The sequence below is a fragment of the Hydrogenophaga palleronii NBRC 102513 genome (genome assembly GCF_001571225.1).
Taxonomy (GTDB): domain Bacteria; phylum Pseudomonadota; class Gammaproteobacteria; order Burkholderiales; family Burkholderiaceae_C; genus Hydrogenophaga; species Hydrogenophaga palleronii.
This window is the reverse complement of sequence record NZ_BCTJ01000003.1, coordinates 81,162-107,091: the sequence shown is the minus strand read 5'-3', so window position 1 is coordinate 107,091 and position 25,930 is coordinate 81,162. Positions and strand designations below refer to the sequence as shown.

General features: G+C 67.5%; 26 protein-coding genes. 13 read left to right on the top strand and 13 right to left on the bottom strand.

Annotated elements, in window-relative coordinates:
* Positions 1–39 precede the first annotated feature (39 nt).
* The gene (locus HPA01S_RS23315; protein ID WP_169801502.1) at positions 40–216 is read left to right on the top strand and encodes a hypothetical protein; all 177 of its coding nucleotides are present in this window, start codon (positions 40–42) and stop codon (positions 214–216) included.
* Between the two features lie 7 nt (positions 217–223).
* On the opposite strand, the gene HPA01S_RS04045 is transcribed toward HPA01S_RS23315, so the two are convergent.
* The 8 genes from HPA01S_RS04045 to HPA01S_RS04010 form a co-directional block, all read right to left on the bottom strand.
* Positions 224–1,792: a cache domain-containing protein gene (locus HPA01S_RS04045; protein ID WP_066266984.1), complete on the bottom strand. Its 1,569-nt coding sequence runs from the start codon at positions 1,790–1,792 to the stop codon at positions 224–226.
* Positions 1,792–2,343, bottom strand: coding sequence for a crossover junction endodeoxyribonuclease RuvC (gene ruvC / locus HPA01S_RS04040; protein WP_066266983.1), 552 nt, complete (start codon positions 2,341–2,343; stop codon positions 1,792–1,794). The genes HPA01S_RS04045 and ruvC overlap by 1 nt, the downstream gene beginning before the upstream one ends.
* Positions 2,344–2,354: 11 nt before the next feature.
* Positions 2,355–3,347 carry a phosphatidate cytidylyltransferase gene (locus tag HPA01S_RS04035; protein ID WP_066266981.1) on the bottom strand — a complete coding sequence of 331 codons (993 nt, stop codon included), beginning with the start codon at positions 3,345–3,347 and terminating at the stop codon, positions 2,355–2,357.
* A 10-nt stretch (positions 3,348–3,357) separates the two neighbouring features.
* Positions 3,358–3,975: a lysophospholipid acyltransferase family protein gene (locus HPA01S_RS04030; RefSeq protein ID WP_066266978.1), complete on the bottom strand. Its 618-nt coding sequence runs from the start codon at positions 3,973–3,975 to the stop codon at positions 3,358–3,360.
* A 112-nt stretch (positions 3,976–4,087) separates the two neighbouring features.
* Positions 4,088–4,834, bottom strand: a complete 747-nt coding sequence (mtgA, locus tag HPA01S_RS04025) for a monofunctional biosynthetic peptidoglycan transglycosylase (protein WP_066266975.1) — start codon at positions 4,832–4,834, stop codon at positions 4,088–4,090.
* Positions 4,835–5,701: an energy transducer TonB gene (locus HPA01S_RS04020; protein ID WP_066266973.1), complete on the bottom strand. Its 867-nt coding sequence runs from the start codon at positions 5,699–5,701 to the stop codon at positions 4,835–4,837. It lies immediately after the preceding gene.
* 37 nt (positions 5,702–5,738) lie between these two features.
* A complete protein-coding gene (locus tag HPA01S_RS04015; RefSeq protein ID WP_066266971.1) occupies positions 5,739–7,823 on the bottom strand; it encodes a ribonuclease catalytic domain-containing protein in 2,085 nt (694 codons plus the stop codon).
* 49 nt (positions 7,824–7,872) lie between these two features.
* Entirely contained in the window at positions 7,873–8,487 is a 615-nt protein-coding gene (locus tag HPA01S_RS04010; RefSeq protein WP_066267286.1) for a YqiA/YcfP family alpha/beta fold hydrolase, read from the bottom strand.
* Positions 8,488–8,509: 22 nt separating this feature from the next.
* Between HPA01S_RS04010 and rodA the strand changes: the two genes are divergently transcribed.
* The 4 genes from rodA (at position 8,510) to HPA01S_RS03990 (ending at position 13,152) form a co-directional block, all read left to right on the top strand.
* Positions 8,510–9,667, top strand: a complete 1,158-nt coding sequence (gene rodA / locus HPA01S_RS04005) for a rod shape-determining protein RodA (protein ID WP_066266970.1) — start codon at positions 8,510–8,512, stop codon at positions 9,665–9,667.
* A gap of 180 nt (positions 9,668–9,847) precedes the next feature.
* Positions 9,848–11,308, top strand: coding sequence for a metalloprotease TldD (tldD, locus tag HPA01S_RS04000; RefSeq protein ID WP_066266967.1), 1,461 nt, complete (start codon positions 9,848–9,850; stop codon positions 11,306–11,308).
* A gap of 305 nt (positions 11,309–11,613) precedes the next feature.
* Complete coding sequence (locus HPA01S_RS03995) at positions 11,614–12,747, top strand: 3-deoxy-7-phosphoheptulonate synthase (RefSeq protein ID WP_066266964.1); 1,134 nt, start codon at positions 11,614–11,616, stop codon at positions 12,745–12,747.
* Between the two features lie 84 nt (positions 12,748–12,831).
* Positions 12,832–13,152 (top strand): hypothetical protein, encoded by a 321-nt coding sequence (locus HPA01S_RS03990; RefSeq protein WP_066266960.1) that lies wholly within the window; start codon positions 12,832–12,834, stop codon positions 13,150–13,152.
* A 125-nt stretch (positions 13,153–13,277) separates the two neighbouring features.
* On the opposite strand, the gene mpl is transcribed toward HPA01S_RS03990, so the two are convergent.
* From mpl to HPA01S_RS03970, 4 genes are all read right to left on the bottom strand, one after another.
* A complete protein-coding gene (mpl, locus tag HPA01S_RS03985; protein ID WP_066266958.1) occupies positions 13,278–14,663 on the bottom strand; it encodes a UDP-N-acetylmuramate:L-alanyl-gamma-D-glutamyl-meso-diaminopimelate ligase in 1,386 nt (461 codons plus the stop codon).
* A 66-nt stretch (positions 14,664–14,729) separates the two neighbouring features.
* The gene (locus HPA01S_RS03980) at positions 14,730–15,719 is read right to left on the bottom strand and encodes a Bug family tripartite tricarboxylate transporter substrate binding protein (protein ID WP_066266956.1); all 990 of its coding nucleotides are present in this window, start codon (positions 15,717–15,719) and stop codon (positions 14,730–14,732) included.
* A 4-nt stretch (positions 15,720–15,723) separates the two neighbouring features.
* Complete coding sequence (locus HPA01S_RS03975; RefSeq protein ID WP_066266953.1) at positions 15,724–16,467, bottom strand: DUF4286 family protein; 744 nt, start codon at positions 16,465–16,467, stop codon at positions 15,724–15,726.
* The gene (locus HPA01S_RS03970) at positions 16,464–17,519 is read right to left on the bottom strand and encodes a zinc-dependent alcohol dehydrogenase (RefSeq protein WP_066266951.1); all 1,056 of its coding nucleotides are present in this window, start codon (positions 17,517–17,519) and stop codon (positions 16,464–16,466) included. The genes HPA01S_RS03975 and HPA01S_RS03970 overlap by 4 nt, the downstream gene beginning before the upstream one ends.
* Before the next feature lie 112 nt (positions 17,520–17,631).
* Here HPA01S_RS03970 and HPA01S_RS03965 point away from each other — a divergent pair, with 112 nt between their 5' ends.
* The 8 genes from HPA01S_RS03965 (at position 17,632) to HPA01S_RS03930 (ending at position 25,004) form a co-directional block, all read left to right on the top strand.
* A complete protein-coding gene (locus HPA01S_RS03965; protein ID WP_066266949.1) occupies positions 17,632–18,597 on the top strand; it encodes a LysR substrate-binding domain-containing protein in 966 nt (321 codons plus the stop codon).
* 17 nt (positions 18,598–18,614) lie between these two features.
* A complete protein-coding gene (locus HPA01S_RS03960; RefSeq protein ID WP_066266948.1) occupies positions 18,615–19,223 on the top strand; it encodes a hypothetical protein in 609 nt (202 codons plus the stop codon).
* Positions 19,220–19,747 (top strand): TlpA family protein disulfide reductase, encoded by a 528-nt coding sequence (locus tag HPA01S_RS03955; RefSeq protein WP_066266946.1) that lies wholly within the window; start codon positions 19,220–19,222, stop codon positions 19,745–19,747. The genes HPA01S_RS03960 and HPA01S_RS03955 overlap by 4 nt, the downstream gene beginning before the upstream one ends.
* 249 nt (positions 19,748–19,996) lie before the next feature.
* A complete protein-coding gene (accB, locus tag HPA01S_RS03950; protein WP_066266944.1) occupies positions 19,997–20,458 on the top strand; it encodes an acetyl-CoA carboxylase biotin carboxyl carrier protein in 462 nt (153 codons plus the stop codon).
* A 16-nt stretch (positions 20,459–20,474) separates the two neighbouring features.
* Complete coding sequence (accC, locus tag HPA01S_RS03945) at positions 20,475–21,824, top strand: acetyl-CoA carboxylase biotin carboxylase subunit (protein WP_066266942.1); 1,350 nt, start codon at positions 20,475–20,477, stop codon at positions 21,822–21,824.
* The gene (prmA, locus tag HPA01S_RS03940) at positions 21,814–22,749 is read left to right on the top strand and encodes a 50S ribosomal protein L11 methyltransferase (protein ID WP_066266940.1); all 936 of its coding nucleotides are present in this window, start codon (positions 21,814–21,816) and stop codon (positions 22,747–22,749) included. The genes accC and prmA overlap by 11 nt, the downstream gene beginning before the upstream one ends.
* A 31-nt stretch (positions 22,750–22,780) precedes the next feature.
* The gene (locus tag HPA01S_RS23505) at positions 22,781–24,100 is read left to right on the top strand and encodes a DUF3426 domain-containing protein (protein WP_084360450.1); all 1,320 of its coding nucleotides are present in this window, start codon (positions 22,781–22,783) and stop codon (positions 24,098–24,100) included.
* 16 nt (positions 24,101–24,116) lie between these two features.
* On the top strand, positions 24,117–25,004 hold the full coding sequence (locus tag HPA01S_RS03930) for a carbohydrate kinase family protein (protein WP_066266933.1): 888 nt from the start codon (positions 24,117–24,119) through the stop codon (positions 25,002–25,004).
* A 135-nt stretch (positions 25,005–25,139) separates the two neighbouring features.
* Here HPA01S_RS03930 and HPA01S_RS22555 read toward each other — a convergent pair whose 3' ends face one another.
* A complete protein-coding gene (locus HPA01S_RS22555; RefSeq protein ID WP_084360449.1) occupies positions 25,140–25,742 on the bottom strand; it encodes a histone H1-like DNA-binding protein in 603 nt (200 codons plus the stop codon).
* Between the last annotated feature and the right edge of the window lie 188 nt (positions 25,743–25,930).

Sequence of the window (25,930 nt, the reverse complement as noted above, 5' to 3'; positions counted from 1 at the left end):
GCGCACCGCACCGCACCGCACCGCAAAGCGTCTCACCTCATGCTGTTGTTCCGCTGGACCGTCATGCTGCTGCTGCTCGCAGCCGGCGTGTGTTTTGCCTTCTACATCGGCACGGCCCAGGCGCGTTACCGCAACTGGGGCATCGTGATCCTCAAATGGACGGTGATCGCCGCCCTCGGCTTCTTCGCCGTACTGGCCCTGGAGCGTCTGCTCTAGCAGCCCTTCAACTGTCTTCCGACACGGGGCGCACGAAGGCGCTGAAGAGCTTCAGGTCGGGCGTGTTGATCAGGCTGACCTTGAAGGCCACCTGCATCTCCTTGCCGTGGCGGTCCATCACCGTGCGGCGGATCAGCTGGCCGGCAAAGGGTGCTTCGCCGGTGATGTCGAAATGCGCGAGTGCCATCACGAACGTGGTCTGGAGCCGCTCCGGCAGGATGGTGTCGGCCAGCGACTGGCCCAGCACCTCGAAGCGTTTCCAACCGAACAAGGCTTCGGCCTGGTCGTTCCAGTCGGTGATGACACCGTCGAAGTCCATGCCGATGAAGGCCTCCTGCGCGGTGTCGATCACGGTCTGCACACGCTCCTCGTTGGCGCGCAGGTCGGCAACGGTTTCGCGCAACTCGGCGGTGCGCTCGCTCACGCGGCGTTCCAGCGCGGCGTGGCTGTGGCGCAGCTCGGCTTCCTGCGCCTGCAGGCTGGCCACCAGCGAGTTGAGGGCGTTGCCCAGCAAGCTCACCTCGCGGTAGGCGGAGGTGGCCGGGGCCTTCACCGCGTAACCGGCTTCGATGCCGCGCGCCACACCGGTCAGGTCGTGCAGCGGCCGCGTGATCCAGCGCGCCACCCACCAACCCAGCAGCGAGAACAGCAGCGCCGCGACCGCGCCGCCCAGCAACAGGCGCCGGTGCAGGCTGTCCACCGGCGCGTAGGCCTCGTCCAGCGTCTGGCGCACCAGCACGCGCCAGTCCATGCCGGGGTAACTCTCCAGGCCGCTGTCGCTGCTGTAGCCCACCAGATAGGTTTCGCCATCCGGCCACGGCTCCCGGGCATGGCCGGATTCGCCCCGGCCCGCCGCGGCCAGGCTGGGCAGCTGCAACACCGTGCCCACCGTGCCGGCCGGACCGAGCAACACCGTGCCGCTGTTCGAGACGATCAGCAGTTCGATGTGGCGCTGCCGTTGCACCGGGCCGAACACTGCGGCCTGCACGTCATCGGCCCAGCGCCATGACAACAAGGCGCCGAGCATGCCGACCGGCTGGCCCGACACGTCGCGCACGGGGAACGCCAGGTCGAGTCCACGCGCCGCGTCCGGGGTGGCACGGCCTTGCAACGTGTCGAGCGACTCGATGTCGTGCACCTCGCCCATGGGCTGTCCGTCCAGCGCGTGCCGGTACCAGGGCCGCGACGACACGTCCACCCCTTCCAGCGCGCCACCGGCTGCGCTGCGCACCACGCCGGCGTTGTCGGTCAGGCCGATCCAGGCGTAGAGCGGGTAACTCTGCTGCACCGCGTCCATGGCCTGCCGCGCGGCGGCCGCATCGCTCGCTGCGGGCAGGCGCTGCGCCAGCAGCTGCAGCTCGCGGTAGCGCTCGGCCATCGAGCGGTCCAGCCGGCTCGCGGTCTGCTGCGCCAGCCCGGCCAGGTTGGCGCCGATGCCTTCGCGCACATTGCCGCTGGCGGCGCGGTCGCTGAGCAGCGTGAGGCTGAGCGTGAGCAGCAGCGAGAGCACCGAGAACGCCACGGCCAGCCAGGCGGTGAGGCTGAAGCGCCCCAGCCGGTTGCGCCACGTCGGCATCAGTACACCCGCCCGCTCTTGTAGGCGGCGTGGGTGCGCGCCTGCTGCTGCGGCGACACCTTGTTGATGACGGCCAGGGTGCGGCTTACCTGCGCGTGCGTGATGGCCAGGCCGAGCGCATCGGCCGCGTCCTTGCCGGGCAGGCCGGGCAACTGCAGCAGGCGTTTGACCATCTCCTGCATCTGCGGCTTGCCCGCCTTGCCCGAGCCGGCCACCGCCTTCTTCAGCTGCAGTGCGGTGTACTCCGCCACTTCGAGCTTGTTCGCCACCAGCGCAGTGAGGCAGGCGCCGCGCGCCTGGCCCAGCAGCAGCGTGGCCTGCGGGTTGACGTTGACGAACACGATCTCGCAGGCCGACACCTCGGGCTGGTAACGCGCCACCACCTCGGTGATGCCGTCGAACAGGATCTTCAGCCGCGCGGGCAGCAGGGCGCCGTCTTTCGGGCTGGTCTGGATGGTGCCGCTGGCCACGTAGTGCAGGGCCGGGCCTTCGGTGTCGATGACGCCAAAGCCGGTGCACTGCAGGCCGGGGTCGATGCCGAGAATTCTCATGTGGAAAGGCCTCAGAGATCGAAGGTCCAGCGCACCGAGTGGAAGAACACCGGGGCGGCGAAACACAGGGCGTCCACGCGGTCGAGCAGGCCGCTCGCGCCGGTGACCGAACGGCCCGCCAGGCCCCAGTGGGTCACGCCGCGGTCGCGCTTGATGGCCTTCATCACCAGGTGGCCGAAGCTGCCGGCGACGCAGGCCACCAGGGCCATGGCCAGCGCCGGCAGGGGTTTGAAAGGCGTGAAGCCGGAGAGCACGGCGCCCAGCAGGCCGCCGGCGAGCAGGCCCAGGGCCCAGCTGCGCCAGTGGAAGCTGCTGCTGATGGCCGGCGCCACCGGCTTGCTCAGGCCACGCGCCGCGATGTGCTGCACCAGCATGCAGGTCTGCACCACCAGCACCAGGAAGAACACGAGGAAGGCCGTCTTGCCGGCGAAGCCCTTGAAGTTGAGCAGCAGCAGCGCCGGCACGTGGCTCATGCCGTAGATGCAGACCATGATGCCCCACTGCAGCTTGGCGTTGCGCTCCAGGAAACGCTGCGGGTCGTTGCCGAGCGCGCTCACCACCGGAATGGCGAGGAACACGTAGACCGGGATGAACACGGTGAAGAGGTTGAAGCGTTCGGTCCAGACCAGCGCGTACTGCAGCGGCAGGACGATGAAGAAGGCCAGCACCAGGCTGCGGTGGTCGCCGCGCCGCGTCGGCGAGAGGCTGATGAACTCGCGCAGGATGAAGAAGGAGACCAGGCCGAACAGCACGATGGCGAAACCTTCGCCCATCACCCAGCCGATCCAGAACACCACCATCATCATCCAGGAGCTGCGCAGCAGCGCCTGGTTGTCCTGCAGGCGCAGGGCGCGCACGCGGTCCACGTCTTCGTCGCCGGCCTGGCGCTCGCGCAGCGACAGCAGCAGGCTCACGCCGCTGGCGATCAGCAGCAGGCCGAACAGCACGACGAAGGCCAGGCTGACCTGCTGGTCGGCGGTGAGGCTGCGCAGGAAGGAACCCATGGTTGGTGTCTCAGACGTCGCGCAGGGCCATGACAGCTTCGCGCGCGCGTTGCAGGAAATCGGCACGCGGCTCTTCGCTGCCCAGGACGAGCGGCTCACCGAAGGTCACCGAGCACAGCACCGGCACCGGCACCACCTCGCCCTTGGGGATCACGCGCTGCACGTTGTGGATCCAGGCCGGCACCAGCACCACGCCGGGAAAACGCCGGGCCAGGTTGTACAGGCCCGACTTGAAGGGCTGCGGGTCTTCTTCATGGCCGCGTGTGCCTTCGGGAAACAGGATCAGCGAGTCGCCGCTGTCGAGCGCGTTCACCAGCGGCTGCAAGGGGTCTTCGTCGCCCTTGCGCTCGCGCTCCACGTAGACCGCGTTGAACACCTCGGTGGTGATCCAGCGCTTGAAGCGGGAGGCGGTCCAGTAGTCCTTGGCCGCAATCGGGCGGGTGATGCTGCGCAGCTCCAGCGGCAGCGCGGCCCAGATCAGCACCAGGTCGGCATGGCTCTGGTGGTTGGCGAAATAGATACGCTGCTCCGCCTTGGGCGGGCAGCCGTACCAGCGCGCCTGCGCGCCGGTGAGCAGGCGCACCAGGCCGAGCAGGAACAGGCTCATGGTCTTGGCGCGAAGCTTCATGGAGCGCCCTCCGGGCAAAGTGTCCCTTCAAGAGATGCCGCGGAACGGGCTGAGCCCGGCCGCAGGCATCGGCCCGCCTGGGGCGTATGGCGCGCAGCGCCGCAGGGCTGCCTCATGGAATCACCACGCCGCCCATGCGGGCCACGATGGTGCCGGTGCGGCGCGCGAGGTACGCAGAGCCCTGGCGGGTTTCGAAGAACTTGGGCGAGGGCAGCATCACCGCCAGGCGCGCGGCCTCGTGCGGGCTGAGCTTGCTGGCCGGCTTCTTGAAGTAACGCTGCGCGGCCGCTTCGGCGCCGAACACGCCTTCGCCCCATTCGACACTGTTGAGGTAGATCTCCAGGATGCGGCGTTTGTCGAGCAGAGCTTCGAGCATCAGCGTGAGCACCAGCTCCTGGCCCTTGCGCAGCATCTGGCGTTCGCCCGACAGCAGCAGGTTCTTGGCCAGCTGTTGTGTGATGGTGGAGCCGCCGACCACCCTGGGCGGGCGCACCGCCTGATCGGGCTGGCGCGCGGCGCGGCGCTCGGCCTGTGCCTGGCGGCGTTCGTTTTTCTGCCAGGCGCCTTCGATGGCGCCCCAGTCCACACCGCTGTGGTCGAAGAAGCCGGCGTCTTCGGAGGCGATCACGGCGCGCTTGAGGTGCGGGCTGAGCTGGTCGTTGGCCACCCACTCGTGCGACCAGCGCCAGGTCTTGTCGGTCTGCAGGCTGGCACCGGCGATGCGCCAGGCTTCCGAGCGCATGAAGGCGGTGCTGGTGGGGTCGATCACCACCATGAGCGCGATGCGCGCGAGGAAAAACAGCTGCAGCGCCAGGCCGGCCAGCAGCAGCCACAGGATCCAGCGGCCGAGCGACCTCATCTACTGTCCCGACAGCTGGGTCTGCAGCGTTTCGTCGCGCGTGAAGCGAAAGCGCGAGACGACGACGATCTGGTCGGCCTGGCGCCGCATGGCCTCGTTGAAGCGGCCGAACGACAGGCTGCGCACGATGGCCTGCGCGCGGCGGTCGAGCAGCGGCGTGCCCGAGGGTTGCACCACCTCGGTGTCGAGCACCACGCCGGTGTGGTTGACGGTGATCGTCATGGTGAGTTCGCCGTACAGCTTGCGCCCGGCGGCCTCGGGGAAGTTGGTGGTGCCGCGGTCTTCGATCTTGCGGCGCAGCTCGTCGTAGTAGATGGCGTAGACCGCCTCGCGCGTGGCCGGGCTGATGTAGCGCTTCTTGGGCCGCGCGTTTTCTTCGTTGATGCGCTTCTCGATCTCGGCCAGGATCTTCACCAGCGCCTTGCGCTTCTGCTCGCGTTCGGAGGTGGCCTCGTTCGGGTTGACCGACTCCGGGTCGGGCGGCGGCATTTTGGCGAGCTCGCGCCGCACCTGTGCCAGCAGGCGGTTCTGCTGTTCGCGCAGGGCTTCGATCTTGCGTTCGTCTTCTTCGTGCACCTCGCCGATGCGCGCCACCGTGGCCGGTGGCAGGGGTGAGGTGGCGCGGCCGCGCTCCACGTCACCACCGCCGGCCAGCGAGGTCTGGGCGATGGCGGTGGCCTTGTCGGGCCGCTCGTTGCTTTTGGCGTTGACGAGGATGACTTCCAGCGGCGTGTCCTGGAACACGCGGTTGAAGCGTTCGGGGTCAACGAAGCGCACCGTGAGCAGCGCGGCGTGCACGGCGATGGAGAACCCCAGCGCCAGTTGCAGCGTGCTCAGCTTCTTGAGAAAGGACAGGGCAGACGACATCACGCGGGCATTATCCGTGCAGCTTGTCGCCCCGGCCTCAGTCTCCTGCCGGGCCGGGCGTTTGCGGTGCCTGGGCGGCAGCGCCCTCGGCATCGCCTTCGTTGAGGTCGATGGCCAGCGCCAGTGGCGCGGCCAGGGCCTCGTCTTCGCCGTCGTCGTCGCCCGCCTCGTCGGCAGCGGCGGCGTCATCGGCCGACAGGTCCAGCCGCTCGGTGACGGTGCCGTGCACGTCGAGCGTGATGTGGTCGATCTCGCCGAGTCTCACCCGCACACGCGCGCCGCGCGCCAGGCCCTCGGCACCGAGCACCGGCAGCACCAGCGGCAGGGTGTCGGCGCGCACCAGGTTGTCCTTGAACAGCGTGGCCGTGAGTTCGGTGATGCCGTTCTGCTCCAGGTACTTGAGCGTCCAGTAACGCTCGATGCCGTTCTGGAAACCGTTGTAGGCGCTGTAGGCGGCGTCGAAGGCGCTGATGACCGAGAACAGGTTGGCGTCCTTGGGCTTGAAGGGCGCGGCCAGGGCCGCGGTCTTGCCGTGGCGGGCGCAGGCAATGATCTGCCACTGGTTGACCAGGTCGACATAGCGGCGCAGGGGCGAGGTGCTCCAGGCGTAACTCTTCACGCCGATGCCGGCGTGCGGCTGCGCCTTGGTGCCCATGCGCACCTTCACGCCGGGCAGCAGGCTGGCCTGGCTTCGGTAGATGCCGGGCACGCCGCAGTCGGCGAGCCAGTTGCCCCAGGTGCTGTTGGCCAGGATCATGGCCTCGGCCACGATCAGGTCCAGCGGGGCGCCGCGCTGGCGCGTGCCGATCAACACGGTTTCGTCGCCTTGCGGGCCGTCGTCGCCCACGCCTTCGAGGCGGAAGGTGTAGTCCGGGCGGGTGAAGGTCTCGGGTTTGCCGCGCACCACTTCGCGCTGCGCCTTCAGGTGCAGTGCGAGGCGGTAGAGGAAGGTCAGCGAGGGCTGCAGCGCCGCGATCTCGGCGGCCGGCGGGGTGGGCGGCGCTTCGCCCTTGAGCCAGGCTTCGGTGATGACGCTGTCGAGCTGGTCGTGCCGCAGGTTGAGGGCGATCGGCACGCGCTCCAGCGCCGTGTGGCTGGCGGTGACCGTCAGCGTGGCTTCGTCCAGCGTCAGGTAGAGCGAGACGGCGGGGCAGTCGCGGCCGGCCATCAAGGTGTAGGCCTGCACCACGTCGTCGGGCAGCATGGTGATCTTGTTGCCCGGCATGTAGACCGTGGACAGGCGCGCACGCGCCACCTGGTCGACCGGGCCTTCGGGCACGATGGCCAGGCCGGGCGCCGCAATGTGAATGCCCAGCGTGACCGTGCCACTGCCCAGGCCCTGCAACGAAAGCGCGTCGTCGATCTCGGTGGTCAGCGAGTCGTCGATGGAGAAGGCCTGCACCGGCGCCAGCGGCAGCTCGTCGAGGATGGCCGGGGCCTGCAGCGCCGGGAAGCCGGTGCCCTTGGGGAACTGGTCGAACAGGAAACGCTGCCAGTGGAACTGGTAGGCGCTGGTGATCGCGCCGGCGTTCTGCAGCAGCATGAGCGGCGCGGTGTGGCTGTTGCGCGCGGCCTCGACCACGGCCTTGTACTCGGGCGCGTTCTTGTCGGGCTTGAACAGGATCTTGTAGAGCTGCTGGCGCACCGGCTCGGGGCAGGTGCCGGCGGCCAGTTCGTCGGCCCAGGCCGCGATCTGTGCCTGCACCTGTTTCTTCTTTTCGATCGCCGCCAGCGCCTGGGCCAGCACTTCGGGGGCGGCCTTCTTGTAGCGGCCCTTGCCGGCGCGACGGAAGTAATGTGGCGCGCCTTGCAGGCAGAGCAGGGCGGCCACCTGTTCGGTGGTGCTGGCGTTGTCGCTGAAGTACTCGTGCGCGAGGTCGGCAAACCCGAACTCGTCTTCGGGGGCGAATTCATAGGCCAGCTCCAGCTCCATGCTGTCGGCCAGCGTGGTGGCGGCCGGCATCAGCTGGCTGGGGGCGGGTTTTTCGAAGCGCAGCAGGGCGTTGACGCCCTTGACCTTGACGCGTTTGCCCGAATCGAGCTCGACTTGCAGGGAACTTTCGGCCTCGGACAGGAGGCGGCCGGTCAACAACTTGCCGGCGTCATCAAACAGAATGTGCATGCGCCGGATTGTCCCATGGGGGCGTGTCCGGCCCGCGCGGGCGCGGCGTTCAGAGGCCGAGAAAGCCGAACACCGCGTCGATGTGATCGTCGAAGTCGCTCAGCGCGTGGTCGCTGCCCTCCAGCAGGCGCACGCTGCCGCCGGCGCAGAAGGCCTGCATCTCGCGCCAGTCCAGCACTTCGTCGCCTTTGGCCAGCACCGCCAGTTGCCGCTGCGGCGTGGCCGGGTGTAGCGCGGCCAGCCGGGCGATATCGTCCTGCTGCGCCTGCAATTCGCCGACAAAGGCAGGCTCGAAGAAAAAGCGTTCCTGCGGGTCGTGCCAGGCGGTCTGCTCACCGATGTACTTCGCCAGGTCGCGTGCCGGGAACGGCGCCGGGTTGAGCAGCACCGTGGCGCGGCAGCCGGTCTGCAGCGCCAGCCAGCGGGCGTAGAAACCACCCAGCGAAGAGCCGGCCACCGCCATGCCCTGGCGCGGCCAGTCGCGCACACCGTCTAGCACCATGGCCATGGCCTCGCGCGGCGAGGGCGGCAATTGCGGGCACCACCAGACCACGCCGGGGTGCTGCGCCTGCATCCGCTCGGCCACCTTGAGGGCCTTCATCGATTGCGGGGACGAACGAAAACCATGCAGGTAGAGCAGGTGGGTGGTGGCGGCAGAGGTCATGGCCGAAGGATAATCGCGCCCCATGGCCGCCGTCTTCGACAAACCCACCCTGCTGCAGCGCATCGCCCCGATCTTCCAGGGCTTTGACGGCTGGCTGCTGTTTGCCATCCTGCTGATGGCGGGTGCCGGCCTGGTCACCATGTATTCGGTGGGTTTTGACCACGGCACACGTTTTGCCGCCCACAGCCGCAACATGATGCTGGCCGTGGGCGTGATGTTCCTGGTATCGCAGGTGCCGCCGCAGCGCCTGATGTCGCTGGCCCTGCCGCTCTACACCGCGGGTGTGCTGCTGCTGCTGGGCGTGGAGCTGTTCGGCATCATGCGCAAGGGCTCGCAGCGCTGGCTCGACGTGGGCGTGACCGTGATCCAGCCCAGCGAGCTGATGAAGATCGCCATGCCGCTCATGCTGGCCTGGTGGTTCCACCGCCGCGAAGGCCAGCTCAAGCCGCTGGACTTCGTGGTTGCTGGCGTGCTGCTGGTGATGCCGGTGGCGCTGATCCTGAAACAGCCCGACCTCGGCACCTCGCTGCTGGTCATGTCTTCCGGCCTGTGCGTGATCTTTTTTGCCGGCCTGAGCTGGAAGCTCATCCTGCCGCCGGTGATCGTCGGCACGGTGGCCGTTGTTGCCCTGATCGTGCTGGAGCCGCAGATGTGCGCGGCCGGGGTGGACTGGCAGATCCTGCACGAGTACCAGCGCCAGCGTGTCTGTACCTTGCTCGACCCGTCGAAAGACCCGCTGGGCAAAGGCTTCCACATCATCCAGGGCATGATCGCCATCGGTTCGGGTGGCCTCTGGGGCAAGGGCTTCATGCAGGGCACGCAGACCCACCTGGAGTTCATTCCCGAGCGCACCACCGACTTCATCTACGCCGCCTTCTCCGAAGAATTCGGCCTGATGGGTGTGCTGGGTCTGATGGGCGGCTTCATCTTCCTGATCGTGCGCGGCCTGCTGATCGCCGTCGAGGCGCCGACGCAGTTCTCGCGCCTGGTGGCCGGCGCGGTCACGCTCAACGTGTTCGTCTACGCCTTCGTCAACATGGGCATGGTCAGCGGCATCCTGCCGGTGGTGGGCGTGCCCCTGCCGTTCGTGAGTTATGGGGGCACGGCCATGGTGACGCTGGGCGTGGGGCTGGGCATCCTGATGTCGATCGCCAAGTCCAAGCGGTTGATGCAGAGCTAGAGAGCACCCCCTGCGCGCCTGCGGCGCTCCCCCCTCTCTCGCCTGCGGCGGGAGGGGAGCGACACCTGGGGCCGGCAGAGCCGGACCCTCGGTGTCTCTGGATGGCGTGGTTTCGCGCCGGCCAGTGCCTTGCAAGACCTTTGGGGCCCTGTGCCGTGCCGGGGTTCTTACAATGGCCCGATGATTTCACGCGAACCCACCCTGGCCCGTCTGGCCACCGCCCAAAGCCTGTTGCTCGAACCCTTCGGCCTGAGTCCGACGCATTTGCAGCGCGCGCTCGGCGAAATCATGTCGCACGGGGTGGACGACGCGGACCTGTATTTCCAGACCACCCGCAGCGAAGGCTGGAGCCTGGAAGAGGGCATCGTCAAGACCGGCAGCTTCAGCATCGACCAGGGCGTGGGTGTGCGCGCGGTCAGCGGTGAGAAGACCGCCTTTGCCTACTCCGACGACCTGTCCTGGGACTCGCTGATCGATGCCGCCCACACGGTGCGCTCGATCTCGGCACAAGGCCAGGGCCGCAAGGTGCGGGTGCCTTCGATCAAGGTGCCCAAATCGCGCTCGCTCTACCCCGGGCTGGACCCGATCGCCACGCTCGACAGCACCGCCAAGGTGGCGCTGCTGGAGAAGGTGGAGCGCATGGCCAAGGCCAAGGACCCGCGTGTGAAGCAGGTCATGGCCGGCCTGGCGGCGGAACACGACGTGGTGCTGGTGGCGCGTGCCGACGGCACGCTGGCGGCCGATGTGCGCCCGCTGATCCGCCTCTCCGTCACCGTGATCGCCGAGCAGTCGGGCCGGCGCGAAGCCGGCTCCTCCGGTGGTGGCGGCCGCTTCGGCCTGGCTTACTTTGACGACGCCATGGTGCAGACCTATGTGGACGAAGCGGTGGACTACGCACTGACCAACCTCGACGCCCGGCCTGCACCGGCCGGCGAGATGGTGGTGGTGCTCGGCTCGGGCTGGCCCGGCATCCTGCTGCACGAAGCGGTGGGCCACGGCCTGGAAGGCGACTTCAACCGCAAGGGCTCGAGCGCCTTCTCCGGCAAGATCGGCCAGCGCGTGGCGGCCAAGGGCGTGACCGTGCTCGACGACGGCACCATTGCCGACCGCCGCGGCTCGCTCAACGTGGACGACGAAGGCCACACCTCGCAGAAGAACGTGCTGATCGAAGACGGCATCCTGCGCGGCTACATCCAGGACGCGATGAACGCGCGCCTGATGGGCGTCAAGCCCACCGGCAACGGCCGGCGCGAGAGTTATGCCCACGTGCCCATGCCACGCATGACCAACACCTACATGCTGGGCGGCGACAAGGCACCCGAAGAAATCGTGGCGTCCATCAAGAAGGGCCTGTACGCGACCAACTTCGGTGGCGGCCAGGTCGACATCACCAGCGGCAAGTTCGTGTTCTCCGCCAGCCAGGCCTACTGGGTGGAAAACGGCAAGATCCAGTACCCGGTGAAGGGTGCCACGCTGGTCGGCAACGGCCCCGACGCACTGACCCGCGTGAGCATGATCGGCAACGACATGCGCCTGGACAGCGGCGTCGGCACCTGCGGCAAGGAAGGCCAGAGCGTGCCGGTGGGCGTGGGCCAGCCGACGCTGCGCATCGACGGCCTCACGGTCGGCGGTACGGCATGACCAGGACCCACCCCCGCCGCGCTGCGCGCGACCCCCTCGAGGGGGCATGCCCTGCGGCCCGGCAGAGCCGGTTCCACGGGCATTCTTGAGAAGACATCACGTGCCTGTGCTACATTCCGCTTCCATGACCTCGCGCTTCGCCTTCTTTGCTTTTTATTTTTGGTTCTCAGTCCCCGGCGGACGAGAGGCGAAGCTGTAAGCGCATCACCGAATCTCGAAGACAACCGCCGGAGCTCCAAGCCCGGCGGTTTTTTTTCGCCCGTCGATCACCTTTCCCCACTCAACCCCCACTCAGGAGCCTCGTGATGACCGCCAAGAATGCCCCCGCCAGCACCGATGCCTGGTATGCGCACCCCGTCGACAAAACCAGCCGAACCGACGACCAACGCATCAAGGACATCACCGTGTTGCCCCCACCCGAGCATCTGATCCGCTTCTTCCCCATCGGCGGCACGCCGGTGGAAGCCCTGATCAGCCAGACCCGCCAGCGCATCCACAACATCCTTCACGGGCAGGACGACCGCCTGCTGGTGGTCATCGGCCCCTGCTCCATCCACGATCCGGTGGCGGCGGTGGACTATGCGCGCCGCCTCAAGCCCCTGCGCGAGAAGTACGCCGACTCGCTGGAGATCGTGATGCGGGTCTACTTCGAGAAGCCGCGCACCACGGTGGGCTGGAAGGGCTTGATCAACGACCCCTACCTGGACGAGAGCTACCGCATCGACGAAGGCCTGCGCATCGCGCGCCAACTGCTGATCGAGATCAACCGCCTGGGCTTGCCGGCCGGCAGCGAGTTCCTCGACGTGATCTCGCCCCAGTACATCGGTGACCTGATCGCCTGGGGCGCCATCGGTGCCCGCACCACAGAGAGCCAGGTGCATCGCGAACTGGCCTCCGGTCTGTCGGCACCGATCGGCTTCAAGAACGGCACCGACGGCAACATCAAGATCGCGACCGACGCGATCCAGGCCGCATCGCGCGGCCACCACTTCCTGTCGGTGCACAAGAACGGCCAGGTTGCCATCGTGCAGACCAACGGCAACAAGGATTGCCACGTGATCCTGCGCGGCGGCAAGGCGCCGAACTACGACGCGGCCAGCGTCGCTGCGTCGGTGAAGGAACTGGAAGCCGCCAAGCTCGCGCCGCGCCTGATGGTGGACTGCAGCCACGCCAACAGCAGCAAGCAGCACGAGAAGCAACTCGACGTGACGCGCGACATCGCGGGCCAGATCGTGGCCGGTTCGCGCAGCATCTTCGGCGTCATGCTCGAAAGCCACATCGAAGCCGGCGCACAGAAGTTCACGCCGGGCAAGGACGACGTGGCCGCGCTCAAGTACGGCCAGAGCATCACCGACGCCTGCCTGGGCTGGGATCACTCGCTGGAGGCGCTGGACGTGTTGTCGAACGCGGTGCTGACCGCGCGTGCTGCACGCGCCTGAGCCAGGGCAGATGGCTGCGGGCTTTCACGGGTGGATCGCGTGGCGAACGCGGTCCACAATGCGGCAACGATCAGGAGAACACGCATGCGCAGCCAAGTCACCGTGAGCTGGGGCCCGTCCGCCTCGTACCCCCTGGACCTGGAGGAGGTGCAGCCCCTGCCGCACGACCAGGCCCGGGCCTGGCTGGACGAGCAGTTCACCGTGCTGGGCTGTGAGCCGATCCGGCCCACCGGCAAGGTGCTCACGGCCGACAAGATCCTCGGCGTGGCCGAAGCGGCCGGCGAAGGGCGCTTCCGCGAACCGGCCCATCACGCCTGGGCCGTGGCGTTTGCCCGCGCCACCAGCGCGGCGCTGGCCAAGCCGGTGGTGTCGATCGACGTGCCGACGCAGAGCATTACTTATTGACGACCCCCCGCGCCGCCTGCGGCGTCACCCCCCAGGGGGCAACACCTGCCGCCCGGCGGAGCCGGTTCGGCGGTGTTTCTGGATGGGGGCCGCGCGCCGGCGGCCGCGCTGATCTAGATCTTTGTTTATGCGGCCAGCGCTTTCAGCAAGCGCTCGTGCACACCGCCGAAACCCCCGTTGCTCATGCAGACGATGTGGTCACCGGGTTGGGCTGCGGCCACCACCTGGGCCACCAGGGTGTCGATGTTGCCGGCCACCTGGGCGCGTGCACCCATGGGCGCCAGGGCCTCGGCGGCATCCCAGTCCAGGCCACCGGTGTGGCAGAAGGCCAGGTCGGCGGCTTCCAGGCTCCAGGGCAGTTGTGACTTCATGGTGCCCAGCTTCATGGTGTTGCTGCGTGGCTCGAACACCGCCAGGATGCGCCCGCGTGGTTGGCCGAGCTTGCGCTGCAGGCCGTCGAGCGTGGTGCGGATGGCGGTCGGGTGGTGGGCAAAGTCGTCGTAGACCGTGATGTCGCCACCCGCGCGCGCCACCGTGCCACGCAGCTCCATGCGCCGACGCACGTTCTGGAACGAAGCCAGGGCCCGCGCCGCGTCGGCGGGCGCCACGCCCACGTGTTCGGCCGCCGCGATGGCCGCCAGCGCATTGAGCTGGTTGTGCACGCCGGTGAGCGCCCACTCCACGCGGCCGACCGGCTGGCCCTGCTGCAGCACGTCGAAGGCATGCGGTTCGCCGCGCGCGGTGAAGTCGCTCACGGCGGCGCCGAAGCTGCGCAGCTCGCTCCACAGGCCCTTGTGCAGCACACGTTCCAGGCTGTCCTCCAGCCCGTTGACGACCACGCGGCCGCTGCCCGGCACGGTGCGGATCAGGTGGTGGAACTGGCGCTCGATGGCCGCCAGGTCGTCGAAGATGTCGGCGTGGTCGAACTCGAGGTTGTTCAGCACCGCGGTGCGCGGGCGGTAGTGCACGAACTTGCTGCGCTTGTCGAAGAAGGCGGTGTCGTATTCGTCGGCTTCGATGGTGAATACCCGGCCTTGGCCGAGGCGCGCCGAGACCTCGAAGTTCAGCGGCACGCCACCGATCAGGAAACCGGGCTGCAGGCCATTGGCCTCCAGGATCCAGGTCAGCATGCCGGTGGTGGTGGTCTTGCCGTGTGTGCCGGCGACGGCCAGCACATGGCGGCCTTGCAAGACATGCTCGGCCAGCCACTGCGGGCCGCTGGTGTAGGCGGCACCGCTGTCGAGGATGGCCTCCATCAGCGGAAACTTCGGGCTGCCGTCGGCTTTGCGGGCCCGGCTGACCACGTTGCCAACCACGAAGACGTCGGGCTTGAGGGCCAGCTGGTCGGCGTCGAAACCTTCGATGAGGTCGATGCCGAGCGCACGCAGCTGGTCGCTCATGGGAGGGTAGACGCCGGCGTCGCAGCCGGTCACGCGGTGGCCGGCTTCGCGGGCGAGGGCGGCCAGACCGCCCATGAAGGTGCCGCAAATGCCCAGGATATGAATGTGCATGCGGCGATTCTAGGTGGGCACACGGGCGGGCGCCGGGGCGCACCGCAGCCGTGGCTGCCCGTGGGCTCAGTCGAGTCGGATCTTGTTGCGTTCGATGATGTCGCGGTACACCACTGTGTCGCTGGCGATGCGTGCCTTGAGGGCCTTGGCGCTCGGGTCGTCCACGCGCCAGCCCTGCACCAGCAGCTTCTGCTGCACCTCTCGGTCGAGCAGGATCTTGTTCAGTTCGCTGCTCAGCCGCGCCTGGTGTGCGGCGGGCATGGAGGCGGGTGCCATCACCGCGTTCCAGACTTCGATGTTGATGCCCTTGACGCCAATGTCTTCCATCGCCGGCAGCGTGGGCGCCAGCGGCGAGCGTTTGGCCGAGGTCACGGCGATGGCGCTCAGCTTGCCCGACTGCAGCAGCGGTGCGACGGTGGAGGTCGGCAGCAGCGTCATCTGGATATGCCCACCCATGATGCCGGTGAGGATGGCGGGGCCCCCGTTGAAGGGCACGTGCAGGGGGTTGATGCCCAGTGCCTGCTTCAGCAGCTCCATGCCGAGGTGGCCGCCGGAGCCCGGACCGACCGAGCCATAGGTCTGTTTGTCGCCGTCGGCGCGCAGCTGGGCAATGTAGGCCGCGGGCGTGCGTTCCGTGCTGGCCTTGGCCGTGACCCAGACCAGCGGTGCGGCGCCGATCAGCCCGATGGGCGCGAAGTCGGTGCTCGGGTCGTAGGGCAGCTTGGCATACAGGAACTTGGAGCTGGTCAGCGGGCCGTTGCCGATCACGCCGATGGTGTGGCCGTCGCTGGACTTGGCGATCACATCGGCACCGATGTTGCCGCTGGCGCCCGAGCGGTTTTCCACCACCACCGGTTGGCCGAGTGCACGTGCCAGCGGTTCGGCGATGAGCCGGGCTTGCGCGTCGGGCGATGAGCCGGCGGGGTAGCCCACGATCATGCGGATCGGTTTGCTGGGCCAGTTGTCGGCGGCCCCTGCCGGTGCGCACAGGCCGGTGGCCACGAAGGCCAGGGCGGTGGCGGCCAGGGTGAAATGGCGGCGTTGGTGGAAATTCATGTTGTCATCCTCTGGTGTAGTGGTGGAAAAGGGTGGCGTGTGGCGCCATGCGTTCGGTCGCTGGTGCCCGCAACGAGGGGTTGCGAACGGTGGACTGCAGTTCAAAGTGTTGCGGCGTGCCCAGGCCGCTGGCCAGGGGCTGGAGGAAAGCGGTCAGTGCGGCGCACGCCGCTTCCAGCGCCGGCACATCGAAGTGCCACAACAGGGCGCAGTGCTCGACACCTTCACCGCCCATGCCGTTGTCGGCCATGTTCGGTTTCCAGTAGGCCTCGGAAGGTGGAGCCCACCCCCACTCGGCGTGCACCAGGCGGCCGTGCAGCACCTGTTCGGCCAGCCACGCGTTCAGTTGCACGTTCAACTGCGCGGGCAGATCGGCGGCGTTCGAACGCCAGCGCAGCGTGACCAGGCGCGGCGCACGGCTCAGGCCGTGAATGCCGAGCTGCACGCACGGCAGGCGGTAGAAGTCGCTCAAGGTCGCGCGCATGCGTGCCGACCAGGGCGTGGGGTGCGTGAACACGTCGCGGTACATCGGCGTGTCGAGCGCGTCCAGCGACGCCAGGCGGTAGAGCGTGAAGTAGCTGCGTGCGGCGTCGGTGGAGCGGTAGCGCTCAGCCTCCACGAAGCCGGGCAAGGCGGTGCGCTCGGGCACGTGCTCGAAGGTGTGCCAGTGCTCGTACTCGGCACGGTCGTCTTCGCGCGCGATGCCGTTCCACAGCGCCAGGAACGCCGCTGTGTCACACCCGCTCATGCCGAGGCCTCTGCGATGGCGTCGGGCACCACCATGACCTTGGTGGCGGTTTTGTTGTTGGCCAGTTCAAAACCCTCCAGCGCGCGCGACAGGGGCACCGTGTGCGTGACCATGTGCGCCAGCGCTGCGTGGTGCTTTTCCATGAACGCCACGACCTGCGGCCAGGCCGCTTCCGGCGCGCGGTAGGAGCCACGGATCTCGTGGTGCTTGCGCACCAGCGCGGCGAGGTCGATCGGCACGGGAGCCGAGTGGATGCCGGTGATCACCAACACGCCACGCGGCTTCAGCACTTGCAAGGCCGGCGGGATGGCCGAAGCGACGCCCGTGGCTTCGATCACCACATCAAACGGGCGGGGGCTGGCGGCTTTCGCGAGCGCCTCTGCCATCGGCTCCTCGGCGAAATCGAGCAACTGGTTGAAGCCCAGCTTCTTCAGTATCTGCAGGCGCGGCGCGTCGCCATGGCCGGCCACCACCACTTCGGCTGCACCGGCCTCGCGAGCGAACAAGGCAATGCCCTGGCCGATGTTGCCCGGACCCAGCACCAGCACGCGGTCACCGGCCTGCACGCCGGCGGCGCGCACGGCTTCCCAGCTGACCGACAGCGGCTCGGCCAGCGCCGCGATCCGGGGGGCGATGCCATGGGGCACCGGGATGCAGTTGCGCGCCGGCACGCGCACGAAGTCGGCGAACGCGCCGTCGCGTGACACGCCAATGCCTTTGCGCGTGACGCAGTCGTCCGGGCGGCCCGCGGTGCAGGCGGCGCACACATTGCACACCACGGAAGGCCGCACGGTGACGAGCTGACCCAATTCCAGGCCTTGCACGGCCTCACCCAGCGCCGCTACCACGCCGCTGAACTCGTGGCCGATGGTCACGGGCAGGGCCGGCGTCATGAAGTGGTAGCTCGCGGTCCACTTGTCGATGTGCAGATCGGTGCCGCACACACCGGTGGCCTGCACCTGCACCAGCACCTCCCCGAGGCCCGGAACGGGCCGTGGCGCGTCGAGCAGTTCAAGACCGCGGTCGGGGCGAATTTTTCTCAAGGATTTCATGGTGGCGTGCGGGGCAGGTCGACGGATGCGAGGGCCGCAGTCTGGTTCCTGGCTTGATATACGTCAAATACTCATTTAGTCTCCCACCCATATTTACCGAGTATGTGAAGAAATGGAACTCCGACACCTGCGCTATTTCGTGACCGTGGCCGAGCTGGGCAGCATCAGCGGCGCCGCGGCCAAGCTGCACATCGCCCAGCCACCTTTGTCGGCGCAAATCCGGCAACTGGAAGAAGAGGTGGGGGCGCAGTTGCTGGTGCGCTTCGCCCGGGGCGTGCGGCTCACGCCGGCGGGCACCTCGTTCCTGGACGATGCGCGGGCCATCCTCGCGCGGGCCGAGCAGGCCTCGCTGCGGGCCCGGGAGTTCCAGTCGGGCGAGCGCAGCACGTTGCGCGTGGGGCTGATGCCTTCGGCCACGCAGTCCTTGCTGCCGGGCTTGATCCGGCGCTTTGAGGCATCGAACATGACCGTGCGCATCGAGGGGCGCGAGCTCGTGCCGTCGGCCCGGCAACTGCAGGCCTTGCGCAATGCCGAGCTCGACTTCGGCTTCGTGCGGCCCGGCAGCGGTGCGGGCCAGAGCGAATGGGTCTGCGCCATCGACGACCCTTATTGCGTGGCGGTGCCCGAACGCCACGCCCTGGCCCGCACGCGCAAGCCGCTGCCGGTGGGTGCGCTGGCCACGGAGCAGCTCGTCGCCTTCTCGCGCTATGCCGAGAGCGATTTCTACGACCAGACCGCCGCCGTGTGCGAAGGCGCAGGGTTCAAGCCCGACGTGCGGCACACCGCGACCCAGTTCATGAGTGTGTTGTCGATGGTGGGCAGCGGGCTGGGCGTGGCCATCGTGCCCGGGTCCTGCGCGATGCTGGCGCCCCCGGGCGTGGTGATGCGGCTGCTCACCGGTGTGGACCGCCCCAGCCAGCTGGTTCTCATCGCCAACCAGGCATTGTTGCAGGACGCGTGGGGTCAGTCGGTGCTGCAGATTGCGCAAAGCGAGTTGAAGGCGTTGGAAAAGGCCGTGCGCTCCGCGTTCGTGCTTCGGCGACAAGCCCTCGGGGGTATGCAGGGGGCGAAGCCCTGAGCGGGCACAATCCCCCCATGGATGCCAGCCGAGACGACATCACCAATGAAATCGCCGCCGTCGCCGCCCGCCTCGTGGTCGAGGAAGGGCTGGAGTACGCCGCGGCCAAGCGCCGCGCGGTGAAACAGCTCGGCCTGCCGGCGCGCACGCCGCTGCCCGACAACGCCACGCTCGAAGCCGCGGTGCGCGAAGACATCGCGGTGTTCTGCCCGCAGACCCAGGCGGTGGAACTGCTGGCGCTGCGCGAACTCGCACTGCTCTGGATGGACCGGCTGCAGGTGTTCCGGCCGCACCTCGGCGGTTCGGTCTGGCACGGCACGGCGACAAGACACAGTGATATCTATATGCAACTCTTTTGTGACGATCCCAAGGCGCCCGAGTGGACGCTGCTCGACCACCGCGTCGAATACCACCCCGGCACGGTCAACGGCTGGCGCGGTGAACCGGTGGAGGCGCTGACGCTGCGCACCCGCTGCGAGGCACTGGGCCAGTGGGTGCTGGTGCACCTGATGGTGCACCAGCACGACGACCTGCGTGGCGCGCTCAAACCCGATGCCTCGGGCCGCAAGCCACGTGGCGACGCCGCGGCGCTGCGCCGCTTGATGGCCGGGGAGGTGGCCGCATGAAGCTGCAGCGACGAACCCTGTGGATGGCCGGCGTGGCAGTGGCCGCCGGTGGCGCCGGTGCCTTGCTGGCCACGCGCCGGCTGCAACTGCAGCCGGTGATGAGCGAAGCCGAAGCCGCGTTCTGGGCCGGCGCCTTCGAAGGCCCGAACGGTGAAGCGGTGCGGGTGGCCGACTTCCGCGGCAAACCGTTGCTGGTCAACTTCTGGGCCACCTGGTGCCCGCCTTGCGTGCACGAGCTGCCGCTGCTCAACGCCTTTCACGAAACGAATCGCGCCAAGGGCTGGCAGGTGCTCGGCCTGGCGGTGGACCAGCCGAGCGCGGTGCGCAGCTTCCTGCAAAAGCTGCCGCTGAACTTCACGGTCGGCATGGCGGGTTTTGCCGGCACCGAGTTGAGCCGAAGCCTCGGTAACCCGAGCGGCGGCCTGCCCTACACGGTGGTGTTCGATGCTTCAGGTGCGCTGGTGCACCGCAAGATCGGCCAGGTGTCGGAAGAAGACCTGGCGCAATGGGCCCAACTGGGCTGAATCCACCTCGCGGGTGTTGCCTTTGGTCAATCCACCGCAAAAGCCCCTGAATAAGGGGTAAATTCGCACTTCTCGCTAAAAGCTCCCGGTTGCCCAAGCCTTTCTACAGGCCTTCAAAAGACCGATCAACGCCACATGACGGGCCGATTTGATCGTGTACACTGCGGCACCCCGGCGGGTTGGTGGGCTTTCATTTCGATGAAGATGAATGCTTTTAAATCAACTTGACCGAAATTCGTTGGAGAAATCATGGATTTGAGAAAACTGAAGACGCTCATCGACCTGGTGTCGGAATCGAATGTGTCCGAACTGGAAATCACCGAGGCCGAAGGCAAGGTGCGCATCGTCAAGAGCTCGCCCGTGGCTGCCGCTGCTCCCATCACCTACAGCATGGCGCCGGCACCGGCCGCTGCGCCCGTGGTGCCCGCAGTGGACGTGACCCCCGTTGCAACGCCCGCTGCACCGGCTGCGCCCACCGGCCACACCGTCAAGTCGCCCATGGTCGGCACCTTCTACCGAGCGTCCAGCCCGGGGGCCAAGCCCTTTGTGGAAATCGGCGACAGCATCAAGGAAGGCGAGACCATCTGCATCGTCGAGGCCATGAAGATCCTCAACGAGATCGAAGCCGACAAGTCCGGCACCGTGACGCAGATCCTGGTCGAGAACGGCCAGGCGGTGGAGTACGGCCAGCCCCTGTACGTGATCGAATAAAGAAGGCCCTGCGCCCATGTTCAAAAAAATCCTGATTGCCAACCGGGGGGAGATCGCTCTGCGCATCCAGCGCGCCTGCCGCGAGATGGGCATCAAGGCGGTGATGGTGTATTCCGAAGCCGATCGCGACGCCAAGTACGTGCGACTGGCCGATGAAGCGGTCTGCATCGGCCCGGCGTCGAGCACCCACAGTTACCTCAACATGCCGGCCATCATCTCGGCCGCGGAGGTGACCGACGCCGAAGCCATCCACCCCGGTTACGGTTTCCTGTCCGAGAACGCTGACTTCGCCGAACGCGTGGAAAAGAGCGGCTTCACCTTCATCGGCCCGACGCCGGATTCGATCCGCATGATGGGCGACAAAGTGTCCGCCAAACAGGCCATGATCCGCGCCGGCGTGCCTTGCGTGCCCGGCTCCGAAGGCGCGCTGCCGGACGACCCCGTGGTCATCAAGCGCACCGCGAAGGCCATCGGCTACCCGGTGATCATCAAGGCCGCCGGTGGTGGTGGCGGGCGCGGCATGCGCGTGGTGCACACCGAAGCGGCGCTGCTGCACGCGGTGCAGACCACCAAGGCAGAGGCCGGTGCGGCCTTCGGCAACCCCGAGGTCTACATGGAGAAGTTTCTCCAGAACCCGCGCCACATCGAGATCCAGATCCTCGCCGACCAGCACCGCAATGCGGTCTATCTGGGCGAGCGCGACTGCTCCATGCAGCGCCGCCACCAGAAGGTGATCGAAGAAGCGCCGGCCCCGGGCATCCCGCGCCGCCTGATCGAGAAGATCGGCGAACGCTGTGCCGCGGCCTGCAAGAAGATCGGTTACCGCGGCGCCGGCACCTTCGAGTTCCTGTTTGAAAACGGCGAGTTCTATTTCATTGAAATGAACACCCGCGTGCAGGTGGAGCACCCGGTGACCGAATGGATCTCGGGCGTGGACATCGTGCGCACCCAGATTGCGGTTGCGGCTGGCGAGAAACTGCCGTTCACGCAGCGCCAGATCGAACTGCGTGGCCACGCCATCGAGTGCCGTATCAACGCCGAAGACGCCTACAAGTTCACGCCTTCGCCCGGTCGTATCACGACTTGGCACGCGCCGGGTGGCCCGGGTGTGCGCGTGGACTCGCACGCCTACACCAACTACTTCGTGCCGCCGAACTACGACTCCATGATCGGCAAGATCATCGTGCACGGCGACACGCGAGAGCAGGCCCTGGCGCGCATGCGCACGGCGCTGGCCGAGACGGTGATCGAAGGCATCAAGACCAACATCCCGCTGCACCGCGAGCTGATGGTCGATGCGAACTTCGTCACTGGCGGCACCAACATCCATTACCTGGAAGAGTGGTTGTCCCAACGTGAGCGCTGAAAACCACGCCGCCTCGCAGACCCAGCCCGTCGCCGGGTCTCTTTTTGAGCTGGTGCTGCTGGTGCCCGAAGCCGCGGTGGACGCGGTGGGCGATGCGCTGGACGCGCTCGACGCGCTCAGCGTCTCGGTGGAAGACGCCGATGCCCTGACCGACGCCGAGACGGCCCTGTTCGGTGAGCCCGGCATGCCGCCACCGAAAGAGGGCTGGCAGCGCTCGCGCGTGGTGGCCCTGTTCCCGTCCGACGCGGCGGCGCGCGAAGCCGCCGAGCTGTTGCAGGCGCAGGACTTCTTTGACGCCTGTTCCGTGCAGGGCGTGCGCGCCGTGCCCGAGCAGGACTGGGTGCGGCTGACGCAGTCGCAGTTCGAACCGGTGGAGATCACGCCCAGCTTCTGGATCGTGCCGACCTGGCACGAGCCGCCCGCTGCCGCAGTGCAGGTGATCCGCCTCGACCCCGGCCTGGCTTTCGGCACCGGCACCCACCCGACCACCCGCATGTGCCTGCGCTGGACCGCACAGCACGGCCCGGTGGGTCCGCGCGTGCTGGACTACGGTTGCGGCTCGGGCATCCTTGCCATCGGTGCGGCCAAGTTCGGCGCCAGCGACATCGTTGCCGTCGACATCGACCCGGCGGCGGTGGAGTCGACCCGGCTCAACGCCGAAGCCAACCACGCCAGCCTGGCGGCCGGTTTGCCCGATCTCGCCAAGGGCGAACACGATCTGGTGCTGGCCAACATCCTGGCCACGCCGCTCAAGGTGCTGGCCCCGCTGCTGTGCTCGCACGTGCGTTCAGGCGGCCAGCTGGTGCTGGCGGGCATCCTGGCGCGCCAGGCCGAGGAGTTGATCGAAGCCTACGCACCCTGGGTCACGTTGCAGGTCAGCGACGAAGAGGACGGCTGGATCCTCATGACCGCGGTCAAGGCCTGAGGGCGCGGGCAGCGCCCGCGATAATCGGCGCATGAGTTTCACCACCCGTTGCCCTGCCTGCGGAACGATGTTCAAGGTCGTCGCCGACCAGTTGAAGATCTCCGAGGGCTGGGTGCGCTGTGGCCACTGCGCCGACGTGTTCGATGCCACGCTCTACCTGCAGCCCTGGAGCCCACCCGAAGAGGCGCCGGCTTCCGCCGACGCCAGTGGTGAGCATGAGCCCGATACCGATACCGACACCAGCACCGCCGATGCGGTGGGGCAGATCGATATCGATATTGATATCGAGTTGGACGAGCCCGCAGCGCCCGCGGCGTTGATCGAGGTGGTGGATGCCGTGGTCGAGCCCGACGAGGTTGCACCAACGGCAGAGGTCTCGGCCATCGAGGTCGTGCCAGCCGATCCCGAACTTGAGCCCGAGCCGGATCTGGCGCCTGAGTCCGAGCCCGAGCCCGAGCCCGAGCCCGAGCCGCAGCAGACCCCGCCGCCCGCAGTAGAGCAAGACCCCATCGCCGCGCAGCCACCGGAGGACTCGGGCTGGGACATGATGCAGATCGAACAGCACGCGCTGGAGACGCTGCCCCCACCCGACCACCTGGCCGATGCGCCGCCGCACGAAGAGGCCGAGGAATCCGACTTCCATCGTGAGCTCGAACGTTTCGCCGCCGGTCTCGGGCGTTTGAACGCAACACGTTCGGGCGCCGTGCTGAACGAGGCCGCACCGGTGGACATGGCGGGCATGCCGTCGGCCCCCGCGCCGGACGAGACCGACGACCCGCACTTTGTCGACAGCCATGCGCCGGCGCTGGAACCGTTGGAGGCGCTGGACGATGAGCCCGGCTTCGTGCGCCAGGCGCGCCGCCAGGCCTTCTGGCAATCGACCGGCATGCGCGTGGGCATGTCGCTGCTGGCGCTGGTGCTCGCCGTGCTGCTGGCCGCGCAATGGGCGCTGCACGAGCGCGACCGGCTGGCGGCCTGGCAGCCCAGGCTGCAGCCGCTGCTGGCACAGGCCTGTGAGCACCTGGGCTGCAAGCTGGCACCGGTGCGCCGCATCGACGCCATCGTGATCGACAGTTCGGCCCTGGTGCGCCTTCTGGGCAACCTCTACTCCTTCGACTTCGTGCTGAAGAACACCGCGGCCACGCCACTGGCGGTGCCGGCACTGGAGCTCAGCCTCACCGACGCCAGCGGCGCGGTGATCTCGCGCCGCGTCTTCCTGCCCGAAGAGTGGCCCAATGCCCCGGCCCTGCTGCCGGCGCAAGGCGCTGCATCGGTCAACTTCCGCCTGTCGCTTGCCCTGGGCGACAACAGTCCCATGGCCGGCTACCACGCCGTGCTGTTCTATCCCTGATCCTGGACACCTTCCCATGCCCGTTCTCGTTTGTGGCTCCCTGGCCTTCGACACCATCATGACCTTCGAAGGCCGCTTCGCCGAGCAGATCCTGCCCAGCCAGCTGCACATCCTCAACGTGTCCTTCCTCGTGCCCGGCCTGCGCCGTGAATACGGTGGTTGCGCGGGCAACATCGCCTACGGCCTGCGTCAGCTTGGTTCCGAGGCGGTGCCTCTGGCCATGCTCGGGCAGGACGATGGCGCCGAGTACCTGGAGCGCATGCGTTCGCTGGGCGTGGACACGCGCCACGTGTCCCTGACCAGCGCCAGCTACACCGCGCAGGCCATGATCATGACCGACCGCGACAACAACCAGATCACCGCCTTCCACCCCGGCGCCATGTCCTCGGCACACGAGAACCCGGTGCCGCAGCGCGACGACATTGCGGTTGCCATCATCTCGCCCGACGGTCGCGAAGCCATGCTCTCGCACGCGCAACAGCTGCACGATGCCGGCGTGCCCTTCGTCTTCGATCCGGGCCAGGGACTGCCGATGTTCAACGGCGACGAGCTCAAGCACTTCATCCAGCTGGCCAGCTGGGTCACGCTCAACGACTACGAAGCGCAGATGCTGTGCGATCGCACCGGCCTCACGCTCGACGCGATCGCGGCACAGGTGCGCGGCCTGATCGTGACGCTGGCTGCCGAAGGTTGTGATGTCTGGGAGGGCAGTGCGCCCAAGGTGCGCGTGCCCGGCGTGGCCGCCACCGAGGTGGTGGACCCGACCGGTTGTGGCGATGCCTTCCGCGCCGCCTTGCTGCACGGCCTGGAGCAGGGCTGGCCACTGGCGCGTTGCGCCGAACTCGGCAACCGCCTGGGCGCGCTGAAGATCGCCAGCCGCGGCGGCCAGAACTACACCCTCTGAGCGTGGCGAGGGTGTGGCGCCCGCCGGGTGCCGCACCGGCCGGGCAAGGGCGATGTCGTCCGTGAACCGCCACCGCCCATGAAAAAAGCCCGACGCTTTCGCGCCGGGCTTTGCAGCTCATCTCAACGAAGAACTTCAGGGCTTGCTGGACGTGGGGAACGGCCAGGCAGCCTGAGGGTTGAGCTTGGTCTGCGCTGCAGGGGCAGCAGGGGCCGCCGGCTTCTTGGCCGGCTCAGCTTTTTTTGCTGGGGCTGCCTTTTTCGCAGGGGCCTTCTTCACGACGGCCTTTTTCGCGGGGGCGGCCTTCTTGGCAACAACCTTCTTGGCAGGCGCCGCCTTTTTGGCTACGGCCTTCTTGGGTGCTGCTTTCTTGGCGACAACCTTCTTGGCGACAACTTTCTTGGCAGGCGCCTTTTTGGCGACGACCTTCTTCGCTGCAACCTTCTTCGCCGCGACCTTCTTGGCCGGTGCAGCTTTCTTCGCCGCAACCTTCTTCGCCGCAACCTTCTTCGCTGGTGCAACTTTCTTCGCTGCAACCTTCTTCGCCGGTGCGGCCTTCTTCGCTGCAACCTTCTTGGCAGCAGGTGCCTTCTTGGCCGGTGCAGCCTTCTTCACGGCGACCTTCTTGGCCGGAGCCTTTTTGGCCGGAGCTGCTTTCTTCACAGCGGGTTTCTTGGCGGCCGGAGCCTTCTTAGCCGGTGCGGCCTTCTTGGCCGGGGCTTTTTTTGCAGTTGCCATTGTTTTCTCCTTGATCAAGTTGCAAAGAGCACTTCAGCCAGCCTTGTGCCGCTGAAGTGATTCAACGCCCTGGGGCCGTGTGGATGCATCCACGGCTGGCCCCAAGGTTTTGAATCCTGTGACAAAACCCTGCCCCGGACGCTGAAGCGTCAGGTGACAGGGCCTTGAATGAACGGAAATCATTTGTT

Excerpts from the sequence above, each read along its gene's own strand:
- HPA01S_RS23315 (WP_169801502.1), top strand. The coding sequence starts at position 40 with ATGCTGTTGTTCCGCTGGACCGTCATGCTGCTGCTGCTCGCAGCCGGC.
- HPA01S_RS04045 (WP_066266984.1), bottom strand. The coding sequence starts at position 1,792 with ATGCCGACGTGGCGCAACCGGCTGGGGCGCTTCAGCCTCACCGCCTGG.
- ruvC (WP_066266983.1), bottom strand. The coding sequence starts at position 2,343 with ATGAGAATTCTCGGCATCGACCCCGGCCTGCAGTGCACCGGCTTTGGC.
- HPA01S_RS04035 (WP_066266981.1), bottom strand. The coding sequence starts at position 3,347 with ATGGGTTCCTTCCTGCGCAGCCTCACCGCCGACCAGCAGGTCAGCCTG.
- HPA01S_RS04030 (WP_066266978.1), bottom strand. The coding sequence starts at position 3,975 with ATGAAGCTTCGCGCCAAGACCATGAGCCTGTTCCTGCTCGGCCTGGTG.
- mtgA (WP_066266975.1), bottom strand. The coding sequence starts at position 4,834 with ATGAGGTCGCTCGGCCGCTGGATCCTGTGGCTGCTGCTGGCCGGCCTG.
- HPA01S_RS04020 (WP_066266973.1), bottom strand. The coding sequence starts at position 5,701 with ATGTCGTCTGCCCTGTCCTTTCTCAAGAAGCTGAGCACGCTGCAACTG.
- HPA01S_RS04015 (WP_066266971.1), bottom strand. The coding sequence starts at position 7,823 with ATGCACATTCTGTTTGATGACGCCGGCAAGTTGTTGACCGGCCGCCTC.
- HPA01S_RS04010 (WP_066267286.1), bottom strand. The coding sequence starts at position 8,487 with ATGACCTCTGCCGCCACCACCCACCTGCTCTACCTGCATGGTTTTCGT.
- rodA (WP_066266970.1), top strand. The coding sequence starts at position 8,510 with ATGGCCGCCGTCTTCGACAAACCCACCCTGCTGCAGCGCATCGCCCCG.
- tldD (WP_066266967.1), top strand. The coding sequence starts at position 9,848 with ATGATTTCACGCGAACCCACCCTGGCCCGTCTGGCCACCGCCCAAAGC.
- HPA01S_RS03995 (WP_066266964.1), top strand. The coding sequence starts at position 11,614 with ATGACCGCCAAGAATGCCCCCGCCAGCACCGATGCCTGGTATGCGCAC.
- HPA01S_RS03990 (WP_066266960.1), top strand. The coding sequence starts at position 12,832 with ATGCGCAGCCAAGTCACCGTGAGCTGGGGCCCGTCCGCCTCGTACCCC.
- mpl (WP_066266958.1), bottom strand. The coding sequence starts at position 14,663 with ATGCACATTCATATCCTGGGCATTTGCGGCACCTTCATGGGCGGTCTG.
- HPA01S_RS03980 (WP_066266956.1), bottom strand. The coding sequence starts at position 15,719 with ATGAATTTCCACCAACGCCGCCATTTCACCCTGGCCGCCACCGCCCTG.
- HPA01S_RS03975 (WP_066266953.1), bottom strand. The coding sequence starts at position 16,467 with ATGAGCGGGTGTGACACAGCGGCGTTCCTGGCGCTGTGGAACGGCATC.
- HPA01S_RS03970 (WP_066266951.1), bottom strand. The coding sequence starts at position 17,519 with ATGAAATCCTTGAGAAAAATTCGCCCCGACCGCGGTCTTGAACTGCTC.
- HPA01S_RS03965 (WP_066266949.1), top strand. The coding sequence starts at position 17,632 with ATGGAACTCCGACACCTGCGCTATTTCGTGACCGTGGCCGAGCTGGGC.
- HPA01S_RS03960 (WP_066266948.1), top strand. The coding sequence starts at position 18,615 with ATGGATGCCAGCCGAGACGACATCACCAATGAAATCGCCGCCGTCGCC.
- HPA01S_RS03955 (WP_066266946.1), top strand. The coding sequence starts at position 19,220 with ATGAAGCTGCAGCGACGAACCCTGTGGATGGCCGGCGTGGCAGTGGCC.
- accB (WP_066266944.1), top strand. The coding sequence starts at position 19,997 with ATGGATTTGAGAAAACTGAAGACGCTCATCGACCTGGTGTCGGAATCG.
- accC (WP_066266942.1), top strand. The coding sequence starts at position 20,475 with ATGTTCAAAAAAATCCTGATTGCCAACCGGGGGGAGATCGCTCTGCGC.
- HPA01S_RS23505 (WP_084360450.1), top strand. The coding sequence starts at position 22,781 with ATGAGTTTCACCACCCGTTGCCCTGCCTGCGGAACGATGTTCAAGGTC.
- HPA01S_RS03930 (WP_066266933.1), top strand. The coding sequence starts at position 24,117 with ATGCCCGTTCTCGTTTGTGGCTCCCTGGCCTTCGACACCATCATGACC.
- HPA01S_RS22555 (WP_084360449.1), bottom strand. The coding sequence starts at position 25,742 with ATGGCAACTGCAAAAAAAGCCCCGGCCAAGAAGGCCGCACCGGCTAAG.